Raw genomic sequence first — 13,236 nt, 5'->3', positions numbered from 1 at the left:
GCTCGAATCTCGTTTCAAGACTAACGCAATGTTCACCCTTTTCCCTGATATTCAGGGGGAACTTGTCATCGCATGGGCGGCTTTCTGACGTTTGTGATTAACGATGACGCTGAGGGAAGTCCTGCATGCCGCGCAACCGTTTTGCCTCCATCCTTGCCGCCAGCGCGCTTGCCAGCACGGCGCTGACCGGGTGTGCGACGACGGCGAAGGCGCCGCAGCTTCCGCCTGCCGCGTTCGTGGCGATGCAGGAAGGGCCGGGCGAGGAATACCGCATCGGCCCGCTCGACAACCTGACGATCTTCGTCTGGCGCAATCCCGAATTGAGTGCGAAAGTGCAGGTTCGTCCTGACGGCCGGATCACCACGCCGCTGATCAGCGACATGCCTGCCGTCGGCAAGACGCCGGCGATGCTGGCCGAGGATATCCGCCTGCAACTGTCGCAATATATCGAGGATCCGCTGGTCTCGGTGATCGTCGACAGCTTCTCGGGCACGTTCAGCCAGCAGATTCGCGTCGTCGGGGCTACCGAAAAGCCCGCCTCCATTCCCTACCGCGCGAATATGACCGTGCTCGACGCGATGATCGCGGTGGGCGGTCTGTCTGAATACGCAGCGGGCAATCGCGCGCGGCTGATCCGGTTCGACAAGACCAGCGGCAAGCAGAAGGAATACGCGCTGCGTCTCAGCGACCTGCTCAAGAAGGGTGACAGCAAGGCCAACGTCATGCTCCAGCCGGGTGATGTGATCATCATCCCCGAGAGCATGTTCTGAGCGGGAACGGGAACGGGCACAGGCGATGAACGCTCTTCAGGAACAGATCCTCAGCGCATTGCACAGCGTGTGGACGCGGCGCTGGATCGCGCTGGCGCTGGCCTGGGCGATCTGCCTGCTCGGCTGGCTGGCGGTGGCGATGGTGCCCAACAGCTATCAGTCGCAGGCGCGCATCTTTATCCAGCTTGATGACGCGCTGGCCGAACAGGTGGGCATCGGTGTCGCCGACAAGAAGCGCGATATCGACCGCATCCGCCAGACGCTGACGAGCGCCAAGAATCTTGAGAAAGTGGTGCGTGCAACGCGCCTTGGCGACACGATCACCAGCCCCAAGCAGATGGAATCGGCGGTGCTGACGCTCGCCAACAACGTCTCGGTCGTGGCGCAGCAGGACAACCTGTTCCAGATCACCGCGACGGCCAGCTACAGCTCGTATTCGGATGCCGAGAACGCGCAGTTGGCGCAGGACATCGCGCAGAAGATGATCGACATCTTCCGCGAAGAGAACCTCGCGGGCAATCGCGGTGACATGGTGGAGACGCTGGAGTTCGTGAACCGCCAGCTGGACCAGCGCGAAAAGGAACTGGAAGCCGCCGAATCGAAGCGCACCGCGTTCGAGGCCGCGCATCCCGAGATGGTGCAGGGCGGCGCTGCCGTCGTGCAGAACCTTGAAAATGCCCGCTCGAACCAGCGCGACATCGACGCCGATCTGACGGCTGCGCAAAGCGCGCTGGCGGCCATCACCGGCCAGCTTGCCAGCACGCCGCGCACGCTTCCGGGCGGCAGCGTGGGCAGTGCGTCCGGCGCGCTGGCGCAGGCGGAGGCCAACCTGTCATCGATGAAGGCGCGCGGGCTGACCGACAGCCATCCCGACGTGATCGCGGCGAAGAACCAGGTCGCCGCCTTGCGCGGGCCTGCGGCCGCCGAAAAGGCATCGGGCGGCGGCGGTGTGCCCAATCCCGCTTACGCTTCGCTTGAATCGATGCGAGCCGACCGTGAGGCGACCGTGCAGGCGCTGATCTCGCGCCGTGCGGGTGTGCAGTCCGAAGTGGCGCAGCTCCAGGCCTCGTCGATCCAGGATCCCGAACTGGCCTCCGAGGCACAGCGCATCAGCCGTGATTATGACGTCCTTCGCGACCAGTACGACAAGCTGCTGCAGGATCGCGAGGAACTGCGTCTGCGCGGCGAGGTGAAGACCGAGCGCGAAGCCGTGAAGTTCGAGGTGGTCGATCCGCCGACGACGCCGCGTGCGCCTGTCGCGCCCAATCGCCCGATCCTGCTGGTCGGCGTGCTGATCGCCGGGCTGGGCGGTGGCTGCGCAGGTGCTTTCATTCTCAGCCGCCTGCGTTCGGTCTATTCGACCACGGCGGCGCTGGAGCGTTCCACGGGCCTGCCGGTGCTGGGTGCGATCTCGCGTAATCTTACCGAAACGGCACGTTTGCAGCGTAACCGTCGTTTGAAGTACTTCTATGGGGCGACAGTCGCACTGGGCGGACTGTGCTTCGTGCTGCTGGCGGTGGAATTCGTCCAGCGCGGCATGGTGGCGTGAGCGAAGCGATGAACGAGCACAGCAGGATCCCGATGTCCGAAGACCACGAAGGGCCCAAGGCCGAAGGCGAATCGCTGATCGAGCGGGTGGCCGGTCATTTCGACCTCAACAGCTATCTGACGCGCCCGGTCGCGGTGCCGCCTGCCCCTGCGGCCAAGGTGCCCGCAGAAGCTGTAGCGGAGCCCGTTCAGGCGACGCCGGTTGAAGCCGCTCCGGCTCCTGCTCCCGCTTCCGCTCCCGGCGAGATTTCGCCGGTCGCGGAGGATGCGGGCCTTGCCGTCACCGCGCCGCCGCATTTTTCGCAAGTACGCCACCCGGTCGACCGCGAGAAACTTCGCGAACAGGGACTGATCGTACCGGAAGGCGCCGTGACTGCGCTTCTGGAGGAGTTTCGCATCGTCAAGCGGCAGTTGCTTGTTCACGCCGCCGATCTGCGCCGTCAGAAGGCAGGTGGTGCAGCGCAGCGCGTGCTGGTCTGCTCGCCGCATCCGGGCGAGGGCAAGACCTACTGCTCGCTCAACCTTGCGCTGTCGATCGCCGCGGAAACAGAGAGCGAAGTGCTGCTGGTCGATGCCGATTTCGCCAAGCCCTCAATCCTCTCGGCGCTGGGTCTGCCCGGCGGGCCCGGCCTGATGGACGCGGTGATGAACGAGGATGCGGACGTGGCTGACTTCGTGCTGGGCACCGACATTCCGGGGCTCTGGGTGTTGCCCGCAGGCGACGCCAGCAGTCACGACAGCGAATATATCTCCTCCTCGCGCACGGCTCGCGTGCTGGACCGGCTGACCGAGCATGCGCCGCACCGCATCGTGATCTTCGATTCCTCGCCCGTGCTGGCCGCCTCGACCGCGCCGGAACTGGCGAAGTATGTCGGCCAGACTATGATCGTCGTGCGCGCCGACAGCACGGGGCAGGGCGCGCTGGAAGATGCGATCTCGCTGCTGTCGGCCTGTCCGAACATCCAGTTGCTGCTCAACGCCGCGCAGTTCAGCCCTAGCGGGCGCAAGTTCGGCACCTATTACGGGTACACCGGATGATGCGCGCGAAGGGGGGGACATATTCGGCGAAGATGCTCGCGCTGGCAGGCGTGGCGGCGCTTGCTCTGCCGCAGGTGGCGGCTGCGCAGACGATGGGGTACGATTCGGTCGGCACGTCGTCGGGGCCCGGCGGCGAGCCGGCGGATGTGGGCGCGACACGCAGCGAAAAGCGGGCGGCCCGTGCGGCGGATCACAAGGGTCGCAAGGTCCAGATCACGCCCTATATCGAGATCGACCAGATCGTGAACGCGCAGTTCGCGCCCGTCGATGACGTGCTGACCTATACACAGGCCGCTGTGGGGGCGGATGCCAGCATCACGGGTCGCAGAAACGGTCTGGCCGCCTCGGTGCGTTACGAGCACCACTTCGGCTGGAGCAAGAACGCCTCCGATGGTGATGCCGTGAGTGGTCTTGTCCGGGGATACACCACGCTCGCCCGCGGGCTGACGCTGGAGGCGGGCGGCCTTGCCACCCGTGCGAGCGTGACGGGCGGCACCGCGATTTCCAGCGGCATCGCCGACAGCCTTGGCAATACCGATATCTATTCGGTCTATGCGGGGCCGTCCTATACCTCACGGATCGGCGATCTCGACCTCTCTGCGAACTATCGCATCGGCTATACCAAGGTCGGGCAGAGCAATGCCTATCGCGCCAGCGCGGACAGCCCGCTGGTCGATGTGTTCGACAAGAGCTGGACGCAGATGGCCGATCTTGAGGCGGGCTTCGCACCGGGCACCATTGCGCCTGTGGGGCTGGGTGTCGGCGGCACGTTCTACCAGGAGAATATCTCCAACCTCGATCAGCGAGTGCGCGACATTCAGGTGCGCGGCATCGTGACCGTCCCGGTCAGCCGCACGGTGCAGATGACCGGCGCGCTCGGCTACGAAGACGTGACGATGGGCAATCGCGATGCCGTCTACGATGCGGACGGCAATCCCGAAATCGACAGCCACGGACGCTACGTCACCGACAAGTCCAGCCCGCGGGTGCTGTCCTATGACGTGACCGGCCTGACCTGGGACGTCGGCGTGATGTGGCGGCCCAGTCCGCGCACTTCCGCCAGCGCGCACATCGGTCGTCGCTATGGCAGCACCAGCTTCGGCGGCATGTTCGCCTATGCGCCCAATGACCGCAGTTCGCTGAACATCTCGGTCTACGACAACGTTGCCGGGTTCGGTGGTCAGCTTGACCGCACGCTGGACAGTCTGCCGGATGATTTCACCGTCATTCGCGATCCCGTCACGGGCGAATTGCAGGGCTGCGTGTCCTCGGTCGACGGCGGCACCTGCCTTTCCGGGGTGCTCGGATCGGTGCGGTCCTCCACGTTCCGCGATCGCGGTATCATGGCAAGCTACGGCTGGCGCTTCGGCAGGCTGGGCGCGGGGCTTGCGGCAGGGTATGATCGCCGAAACTACATCGCTGCTCAGGGCACGATTCTGGCGTCGGCGGATGGCGTGATCGACGAGAACACGTGGATCAATGCCTATGTGAATGGCCAACTCGGCACGAATGCGGGCTGGTCTGCCACGGCCTACGTCAACTGGCTGACGAGTACCGATGCGATCGATTCGGACTCGACCGGCTACGGCATCACCGCCGCCTACTACCGCCTGCTGACCGAGCGCCTGCGCGCCACGGCAGCGCTTTCACTGGACGGGATCACCCGCAAGGATCCCTCCATCGACGATATCTGGTCAGCGTCCGCCCTGGTGGGCGTGCGCTACAGCTTCTAAGGCCCGAGGAGGGACGACGTATGTTCGATGACTTCTACAGGCTCAATGGCCGGCCCTTCCAGCTGACGCCTGATCCTGCCTTCTTCTTCGAGAGCCAGACGCACCGCAAGGCGCTGTCCTATCTCGGCTACGGTCTTGCGCAAGGCGAAGGCTTCGTGGTCATTACCGGCGAGGTCGGCGCGGGCAAGTCCACGCTGGTCGCCTATCTGATGGACACGATCGATCCGGCGCGGCTGACCGTGGGGCACATCGTCACCAGCGCGCTGGATGGCGAGGAAATCGTCCACGTTGCCGCGCAGGCTTTCGGGCTGCGGGTGGCGGGGCATGACAAGGCTTCGGCGCTGGGCGCGGTGGAGGCCTTCCTTCATGCAGAGGCCCGCGCGGGCCGACGCTGCCTGCTGATCGTGGACGAAGCGCAGAACCTCTCGGTCACGGCGATCGAGGAACTGCGCATGCTCTCGAACTTCCAGCTTGGCTCGCACCCGCTGTTGCAGACGCTGCTGCTGGGTCAGCCCGAGTTCCGCCACACCCTGCTGGAAAGTCCGCATCTGGAGCAGTTGCGCCAGCGGGTGATCGCGACGCATCATCTGGGTGCGATGCTGCCGGGCGAAGTGCGCGGTTATGTCGAGCACCGCCTTTCGCGCGTGGGCTGGCAGGGCAACCCGGATATCGACCCGGATATCTATCCCGCGCTCCATGAGGCGACCGGGGGCATCCCGCGCCGCATCAACCAGGTGGTCAATCGCCTGTTGCTGCTGGGGGCGGTCGAGCGTCGCAACCGGATCGAGACGACGATGCTCGATCAAGTCATGGCCGAGCTGGATGCCGATGGCACCCGTTCGCTGGTGACGCCGGTGGCAGAGCAGGTCGCGCCGATGGCAGCCCCTCTGGCTGGGATGCCGGAAGCGGCACCCGCCCCATATCAGGCCGCGCCCGTCATACAGGGCCTCGATCAGGCCGCCGCGATCGCGTTGATCGAGAACGCCCTGGCGCAGCGCGATTCGCAGATCGAGGAACTGCATCACGCGGTTTCCGAACTCGCCTCCGCCGCGCAGCAGCGCGAGGCCGATGCAGCGGCAGGCAATGCGCAGGCCATGGCCGCGCTCGAAGCCCAGCTTGCCGCCGCCAAGGTGCACACGGAGAAGCTGGAAGCGCGCCTTGCCGAGCAGGAACGCACCATGCGCCACATGCTCACCATGCTGATCGAATGGTTCGAGGGCAGCGAAGGCCAGCGCGTCGCCGCCTGACCGTCAGGCTTTCGAAGGAGTTTGCAGCCATGCAGCCGAACCGGCCGGTGAACGGGCTTTCGGTCGACGTCGAGGACTGGTTCCAGGTCGGCGCCTTCGAGAAGGTGATCGACAAGGACCACTGGCCGTCGCTGGAAGATCGTGTCGAACGCAACTGCGATGCGGTGCTGGCGCTGTTCGACGAGGCGGGCGTGAAGGGCACGTTTTTCACGCTGGGCTGGGTGGCGCAGCGCCATCCGCAGATGATGCGGCGGATCGCCGAACAGGGGCACGAGATCGCCAGCCACGGCTGGTCGCACGATCGCGTGTTCCGTCTGGGCACCGAAGCTTTCGCAAGCGACATCGAGCGGGCGCGCAAGGTGCTGGAGGATACCTCCGGCATGGCGGTGCGCGGCTATCGCGCTCCGAGCTTCTCCATCGATGCGCGTACGCCCTGGGCGTTCGAGGTTCTGGCCGAGCAGGGCTATGCCTATAGCTCCAGCGTCGCGCCGGTGGTGCACGATCACTATGGCTGGCGGGAGGCGCCGCGCTTTGCGTTTCAGCCGATCACAGGCAGCGATCTGGTCGAAATCCCGGTGACGACCGCGCTGCTGGGCCAGCGGCGACTGGCGGCAGGCGGCGGTGGTTTCTTCCGCGTGCTGCCTTATGGTTTTTCGCGCTGGGCGATCCGACAGGTGAATGCTGGAAATGCCGCTGATGGCGCGCGCCCGGCGGTGTTCTATTTCCACCCGTGGGAAGTCGATCCCGGCCAGCCGCGCGTGGCCGATGCGCCTTTGCGGTCCAGGCTGCGCCATTACACCAACCTCGATGCGATGGCGGGCAAGTTGCGCCGTCTGCTGAAGGACTTCGCGTGGGGCCGGATGGACGAACTTGCCGAGCGCGAACGTCAGCGGGCCTCTGTTTTCGCGCAGGCGGCATGAACGCGCCGTTTCCATCCAGCGGAACGGTCGTGCGCCTTGCCGATCTTGGCGATGTGACGGAGCGCGCGCGGATCGACCGCTTCGTGCTGGCGCATCCGCACAGCACGCCCTTCCATCGTCCCGCATGGTTCGTTTCGGTAGCACAGGCGACCGGCAATCGCGCCGATGCGCTGTTGCAGGAGCGTCAGGGCGAGATCGTTGCGCTGCTGCCGCTCAACGCCATCCGCTCCCCTGTTTTCGGCAACGTGCTCGCCTCCAGCGGCTTTGCGGTCGGCGGTGGATTGCTCGCCATCGATCGGCTGGCCGATCCGGCGCCGATGTTTGCCGAGGCGCAGCGTCTGGCGGAGTGCTACAAGTGCCCCACGATCGAACTGCGCGGTGGGACGCTACCGGAAGAGGGCGGCGAGGGTTGGTCCTTTAAGCACGGTGCCCACGGCAATTTCGCGCGCGCGCTCGAAGCGGATGACGAGGCTGAGCTGAAGGCGATCCCGCGCAAGCAGCGTGCCGAAGTGCGCAAGGCGCTGGGCAACGATCTGACGGTGGAGGTCGGCAGATCGGAACGCGACCGCGCGGCGCACTATCGCGTCTTTGCCGAAAGCTATCGCAATCTCGGAACCCCGGTCTTCCCGCGCAGGCTGCTCGACAGCGTGCTCGACGGCTTCGGCGAGGATGCCGATATTCTGACGGTGTGGCATCAGGGGGCGCCGGTGGCAGGCGTGCTGAGCGTGTACCATGGCGGCGCCGTCATGCCGTACTGGGGCGGCGGCACGCATGGCGCTCGCGCGCTGCGGGCGAATGACCGGATGTACTATGCGCTGATGAATCATGCGCGCGCGCGAGGCTGCACGCATTTCGACTTCGGCCGTTCCAAGGCAGACAGCGGAGCGTGGCACTTCAAGCGCAACTGGGGCTTCGAGCCGGAATTGCTGACTTATGCCAGCTGGACGGCGCCGGGCGGCAAGGTGCGCGAGGCCGATCCTACCAGTGCCAAGCTGGCGATGCAGATCCGCATCTGGCAGAAGCTGCCGCTGCCGGTGGCCAATCTGCTCGGCCCGCTGATCGCCCGGGGCATCGGCTGAGGTGATGGCGCCCGCGCGCTTCGCCGAGGGTGGCGAAATCCTTTTCCTGTCTCACCGCATCCCGTTTCCGCCTGATCGCGGCGACAAGATTCGTTCTCACCATGTCTTGCGTGCGCTGGGCGAGCTGGCGCCGGTTCATGTCGGGACGTTTGCCGATGATCCGGAGGATCGCGCTTCGGAACAGGCGCTTGGTCTGCTCGCCCAAAGCTATTGCCTTGTCCCAAGGGTGCTGCCGTTACCGGTTGCCGGGGTTACGGCACTTGCAAGCGGCCGGCCGGTCAGCCTCTCGGCTTTCGATCACGGCCGCTTGCGGGCATACGTTCGCAAAGTCCTCGATACGCGCCCGATAGCGGCGATTTACGTTTTTTCGGGTCAGATGGGACAGTATGTGCCCGATGATTTTCCAGGCCGGGTGGTAATGGATTTCGTCGATGTCGATTCCGCCAAGTTCGACGCCTATGGAGAAAACCGCCGCAGCCTGCGCGCATGGATCGATCGGCGGGAAGGTCGACTGCTCAAGGCCGAAGAGGCCAGACTGGCCAGCCGAGCGGACGTTAGCCTGCTGATCAGCGATGCCGAGGCTACCCTCTTTCGTTCGCGGCTATCCGGAGGAAGCCTGCACTCGCGGGTGCTGACAATGGGTAACGGCATCGACAACGTGTTGTTCTCGCCTGACGCCTGCGCGCCCGAGACACAGATGCGTTCTGCCGGCGGTCCCAGGATCATATTTACCGGCCAGATGGACTACCCACCCAATATCGCAGCGGCGATGCGCGCGGCTGGAGGTGTTCTGCCGCTGGTGCGTCGCAAGCTTCCGGACGCGACTCTTCATATCGTGGGGCGTGAGCCGCCTGCGGCGTTGCGCGCCATGCACGGGCACGAGGGCGTGCATGTATGGGGGCGCGTGCCGGATATGCGCCCCTGGCTTCGCGCGGCGGATCTTGCGCTGGTTCCACTCGAGATCGCACGGGGTGTGCAGAACAAGGTATTGGAGGCCATGGCCATGGGGCTTCCAGTTGTGCTCACGTCCGGTGCGGCGACAGGTATAGACGCGCCGGATGATCATGCGTTCTGCATTCGGGACAGTGATCAGGCCATGGCAGATGCGGTGGTAAGTCTCTGGGAAAATAGCGCATCGCGTACAGAAATGGCGCTTGCCGCCCGGCGCTGGATCGCTACCCATGCGGGGTGGGAGGCAGCGCTTGCGGTACTCCCGGCCTGCCTTGGTGTGACTGGGCGTCAGGCTGACGGAAATTTCTCTTGCGGAGCGCTCGATGGCGTCGCCTGATATTGTGATGCGTGTTCGCCCCGATCTTTCCAGTGATGCGTCCGCACAACGAGATTGGCGCGCAGCCCTCCAGCGTATCGGGTTGGTATGGCTGGGGTTGATTGCTGTGTTCTGGCCCGACTGGCTGGCCATGGTGCGGCAATGGTGGGATATTTCCACTTATAACCACGTGTTGCTGGTGCCGGTGATCCTGGGCTGGCTGGTCTGGCAGCGTAGTGGCCAGCTCATCCATCTACAGCCGCGGGCGTGGTGGCCTGGGTTGGTTCCGCTGCTGTTGGCAGGCTTCCTCTGGCTGCTGGGCGCAATGTCGGGGCTGGATATCGCACGGCAGGCTGGCGCTGTCGGCCTGTTGATGGGCAGTGTGCCGCTGCTCCTTGGTCCTCAGATCACGGCGGGGCTGTGGTTCCCGTTGTGCTACATGGTCTTTCTTGTTCCGGCAGGCGATGAACTTGTCGGCCCGCTCCAGACGATCACGGCCAAGATCACGGTTGCTCTTACACATCTCAGCGGCGTTCCTGCCGTTATCGAAGGCGTGTTCATCGATACGCCGGCCGGTCTGTTCGAGGTTGCCGAGGCCTGCTCAGGGGTGAAATTCCTGATCGCGATGTTCGCGTTTGGCGTGCTCGCTGCGAACGTCTGCTTTGTCAGTTGGCGTCGGCGGGCAGTGATGATCCTTGCCTGCATCATCGTGCCCGTGCTGGCCAATGGAGTCAGGGCCTGGGGCACGGTTTATGCCGCGCAGATCTTCGGCATCAAGGTCGCTGCGGGCATAGATCACATTATTTACGGCTGGTTCTTCTTCGCGATTGTTCTGGCGGTGGTGATCCTGTGCGCCTGGCGCTTCTTCGATCGCCATCCCGATGCAGGGATGATCGATGTTTCGGAGATCGCTGACAATCCCTTGATCGGACGATTGCGCCGGTTCGAGGCGACGACGTGGAAGGCTCTTTTCGCCCTTCTTCTCGTCGTCGTTGGTTATCAGGTGTGGGCGTTTGGTGCGGATCAGGTGAGGGCGCCACTGCCTGCCCGGATCGATCTCCCCACAGTGCCCGGCTGGCACCGTGTGAACTATGTGCCGCAGATATGGTGGTCGCCGCTGGCCGAAGGCGCAGAGCATCGCCTGCTGGGGCGGTATGCCAACGCTGCCGGGCAGCAGGTGGATGTCTTTATCGCGGTCTATGACAGCCAGGGGGAAGGGCGCGAGGCGGGAGGCTTCGGGCAGGGTGCGTTGATGCCGTCCAGTCCCTGGGCATGGCAGGACGATGTAGCCGGTCTGGAGGGCGGAAAGGGAGAACAACTGCTTGGCGATGGGCGCGTGCAGCGTGTCGCGCAGACGTGGTATCGAACTGGCTCGTTGATGACCGGCAGCAATCTTCGCCTCAAGCTCGAAGTGATCGCAGACCATCTTTTGCTGCGCGACAGGCCGACATCTCTGCTTATCCTTTCTGCCGAGCAGTCGCCCGGGCGCGACGGCAATGCCGCGATTGCGGCATTTGCCCGATCCGCCGGTCCGCTCGACCTCTGGGTCGACCGGATCGCAGGCCTGCGATAGAGCGCTCGATATGTGTGGCATTGCAGGCATCTATCATTTGGGAACGCCGAAGCCGGTTGATCCGGCGAGGATCGAACTCATGTGCGATGCCCTTGCACATCGAGGCCCGGACGGACAAGGCATCTGGACGGCACCTGGTGTGGGTCTGGGGCATCGGCGCCTGTCGATCATCGATGTCGCGGGTTCGCCACAGCCGATGGCGTCAGCCGACGGTCGGGCGATGCTGGTCTTCAACGGCGAAATCTACAACTATCGGGAATTGCGTGCAGAACTGCGCGATCTGGGCGCCGTTTTCCATACGGATGGCGATAGCGAGGTTATTCTCGCTGCATGGCAGCGCTGGGGAGCGGACTGCCTGTCACGCCTACATGGCATGTTCGCCTTTGCGATCTATGACCTTCAGAATCGCTCCTTGTTCCTTGCGCGCGATCGGCTGGGCGTTAAGCCGCTTTACATGGCCCAATTGAGCGATGGCAGCCTTGCCTTCGCCTCGGAACTCAAGGGCTTGCTGGCGCACCCTTTGCTGCGTCGCGAGGTGGATCCGCTGGCGGTGGAGGATTATCTCACCTGGGGCTATGTGCCCGATGGTCGCTGTATCGTGAAGGACGTCGTCAAGCTTGCCGCCGGCCATTATGTTCTTCTGGAACACGATAAGCCGATGCCGGCACAACGAGAGTGGTGGGATATTTCCTTCGCAGGGCGCCGGAAAGGCAAGCCCGACGATCTTGCCGAAGAACTGCGTGAATTGATGCGTCAGGCGGTTGCTTCTCGCATGGTGTCCGACGTCCCGCTTGGTGCGTTTCTGTCGGGCGGAGTAGATAGTTCAAGCGTAGTCGCACTGATGTCTGAAATGAGCGGACAGCCAGTGAAGACCTGCTCGATCGGTTTCGATGTCAGCTCACTCGACGAAAGCGGCTATGCGGCGGAAGTCGCGCGGCTGTTCTCGACCGATCATCACGCACGCAAGGTATCTCCCGATGATTTCGGTGCAATAGATGCTCTGGTGGGCATGTTCGACGAGCCCTTTGCAGATGCATCTGCGCTTCCAACCTGGCGGGTGTGTCAGCTGGCGCGTGAGACGGTGACGGTGGCATTGTCGGGCGATGGGGCGGACGAAGCCTTGGCGGGGTATCGGCGTCATGTCTTTCACCACGCCGAGGAGCGGGTGCGTTCATCACTTCCGGGCGCGCTTCGGCGACCGGTCTTTGGTTCGCTTGGAAGCCTTTATCCGAAGGCGGACTGGGCGCCCAGGCCGCTGCGTGCGAAGGCGACCTTGCTGGCTCTGGCCGCAGACTCAGACGATGCTTACGCCCGCGCACTGGCGGTGAGCACAATGGACGGGCGAGACGCGCTGCTCAGTCCGGCGTTTAGGGCATTGCGCGGTGAATACCGTGCGGAACACGCCCTCATGCAGATAATGCGTGCTGCGCCTGCGCGCTCAGCGCTTGATCGTGCGCAATATGCAGATTTGAAGTTCTGGCTTCCCGGCGACATTCTCACGAAAGTGGATCGGACCAGCATGGCCGTCAGTCTGGAAGCACGCGAGCCGCTGCTGGATCATCGACTGCTTGAATTCGCCGCAGTTCTGCCAGAATCCCTGAGGGTCCGTCGGGGGCAGGGCAAGTGGCTGATGAAGCATGCCATGCGTAACGATCTGCCGAATCATGTTTTGATGCGTCCCAAGCAGGGCTTCGTGACGCCTATTGCTCAGTGGTTTCGCGGACCGCTGGCGTCGGTTGTACGCGGATTGAGTGATAACGCAGCTCTGGTCCGGACTGGCTGGTTCGAGATGCCGCACCTTCGCGCCATGGCAGAGGCTCATATTTCCGGGCATTTCGATCATTCTCGACAACTCTGGCAGTTGCTTATGTTGGAAAAATCGCTGAGCCGGCTGTTCGCGATCTGATCGCGGCCCTGGGCTTTCTCGCAAGGGGAAATGCTCGCCAGCGCGTTAACTACACCGATTCTTAGGAACTTTGCCGTAAGTCGAGCCTGTCTAGCGTTATCGCAAGGGCCGACATGATCGTTTGGAATTCCTGTTTTGAGCAAAACCCGGTTGCC

10 protein-coding genes are annotated in these 13,236 nt (G+C 63.9%); all 10 read left to right on the top strand.

The annotated features are described in order from the left end of the window. Positions 1-125 precede the first annotated feature (125 nt). From AC3EC3_RS06525 to AC3EC3_RS06480, 10 genes are read left to right on the top strand one after another with little or no spacing between them, the layout of a single operon-like run. The gene (locus AC3EC3_RS06525) at positions 126-770 is read left to right on the top strand and encodes an XrtA/PEP-CTERM system exopolysaccharide export protein (protein ID WP_488488794.1); all 645 of its coding nucleotides are present in this window, start codon (positions 126-128) and stop codon (positions 768-770) included. Between the two features lie 25 nt (positions 771-795). Beyond that, a complete protein-coding gene (locus tag AC3EC3_RS06520; protein ID WP_488488793.1) occupies positions 796-2,319 on the top strand; it encodes an XrtA system polysaccharide chain length determinant in 1,524 nt (507 codons plus the stop codon). An 8-nt stretch (positions 2,320-2,327) separates the two neighbouring features. Next, entirely contained in the window at positions 2,328-3,356 is a 1,029-nt protein-coding gene (locus tag AC3EC3_RS06515; RefSeq protein ID WP_488488792.1) for a P-loop NTPase family protein, read from the top strand. Continuing rightward, positions 3,353-5,089: a preprotein translocase subunit YajC gene (locus AC3EC3_RS06510; protein ID WP_488488791.1), complete on the top strand. Its 1,737-nt coding sequence runs from the start codon at positions 3,353-3,355 to the stop codon at positions 5,087-5,089. The genes AC3EC3_RS06515 and AC3EC3_RS06510 overlap by 4 nt, the downstream gene beginning before the upstream one ends. Before the next feature lie 20 nt (positions 5,090-5,109). Then, positions 5,110-6,336: an XrtA/PEP-CTERM system-associated ATPase gene (locus AC3EC3_RS06505; RefSeq protein WP_488488790.1), complete on the top strand. Its 1,227-nt coding sequence runs from the start codon at positions 5,110-5,112 to the stop codon at positions 6,334-6,336. 29 nt (positions 6,337-6,365) lie between these two features. After that, positions 6,366-7,256, top strand: coding sequence for an XrtA system polysaccharide deacetylase (locus tag AC3EC3_RS06500; protein WP_488488789.1), 891 nt, complete (start codon positions 6,366-6,368; stop codon positions 7,254-7,256). Beyond that, positions 7,253-8,335: a FemAB family XrtA/PEP-CTERM system-associated protein gene (locus tag AC3EC3_RS06495; protein WP_488488788.1), complete on the top strand. Its 1,083-nt coding sequence runs from the start codon at positions 7,253-7,255 to the stop codon at positions 8,333-8,335. The genes AC3EC3_RS06500 and AC3EC3_RS06495 overlap by 4 nt, the downstream gene beginning before the upstream one ends. Positions 8,336-8,339: 4 nt before the next feature. Further along, on the top strand, positions 8,340-9,623 hold the full coding sequence (locus AC3EC3_RS06490) for a TIGR03087 family PEP-CTERM/XrtA system glycosyltransferase (protein WP_488488787.1): 1,284 nt from the start codon (positions 8,340-8,342) through the stop codon (positions 9,621-9,623). A gap of 7 nt (positions 9,624-9,630) precedes the next feature. Beyond that, positions 9,631-11,175: an exosortase A gene (gene xrtA, locus AC3EC3_RS06485; protein ID WP_488488786.1), complete on the top strand. Its 1,545-nt coding sequence runs from the start codon at positions 9,631-9,633 to the stop codon at positions 11,173-11,175. Positions 11,176-11,185: 10 nt separating this feature from the next. Continuing rightward, positions 11,186-13,081: an XrtA/PEP-CTERM system amidotransferase gene (locus AC3EC3_RS06480; protein WP_488489219.1), complete on the top strand. Its 1,896-nt coding sequence runs from the start codon at positions 11,186-11,188 to the stop codon at positions 13,079-13,081. The last annotated feature ends 155 nt before the right edge of the window (positions 13,082-13,236 follow it).

This window comes from Novosphingobium sp. BAM6 (assembly GCF_057784955.1).
Note: the sequence above shows the minus strand (reverse complement) of the source record. Positions and strands in the feature narration are given on the sequence as shown.

What these genes read in the sequence shown, in the direction of transcription:
- AC3EC3_RS06510 (WP_488488791.1), top strand. Translation starts at nt 3,353, where the DNA reads ATGATGCGCGCGAAGGGGGGGACATATTCGGCGAAGATGCTCGCGCTG.
- AC3EC3_RS06500 (WP_488488789.1), top strand. Translation starts at nt 6,366, where the DNA reads ATGCAGCCGAACCGGCCGGTGAACGGGCTTTCGGTCGACGTCGAGGAC.
- AC3EC3_RS06490 (WP_488488787.1), top strand. Translation starts at nt 8,340, where the DNA reads ATGGCGCCCGCGCGCTTCGCCGAGGGTGGCGAAATCCTTTTCCTGTCT.
- AC3EC3_RS06520 (WP_488488793.1), top strand. Translation starts at nt 796, where the DNA reads ATGAACGCTCTTCAGGAACAGATCCTCAGCGCATTGCACAGCGTGTGG.
- AC3EC3_RS06495 (WP_488488788.1), top strand. Translation starts at nt 7,253, where the DNA reads ATGAACGCGCCGTTTCCATCCAGCGGAACGGTCGTGCGCCTTGCCGAT.
- AC3EC3_RS06480 (WP_488489219.1), top strand. Translation starts at nt 11,186, where the DNA reads ATGTGTGGCATTGCAGGCATCTATCATTTGGGAACGCCGAAGCCGGTT.
- xrtA (WP_488488786.1), top strand. Translation starts at nt 9,631, where the DNA reads ATGCGTGTTCGCCCCGATCTTTCCAGTGATGCGTCCGCACAACGAGAT.
- AC3EC3_RS06505 (WP_488488790.1), top strand. Translation starts at nt 5,110, where the DNA reads ATGTTCGATGACTTCTACAGGCTCAATGGCCGGCCCTTCCAGCTGACG.
- AC3EC3_RS06515 (WP_488488792.1), top strand. Translation starts at nt 2,328, where the DNA reads ATGAACGAGCACAGCAGGATCCCGATGTCCGAAGACCACGAAGGGCCC.
- AC3EC3_RS06525 (WP_488488794.1), top strand. Translation starts at nt 126, where the DNA reads ATGCCGCGCAACCGTTTTGCCTCCATCCTTGCCGCCAGCGCGCTTGCC.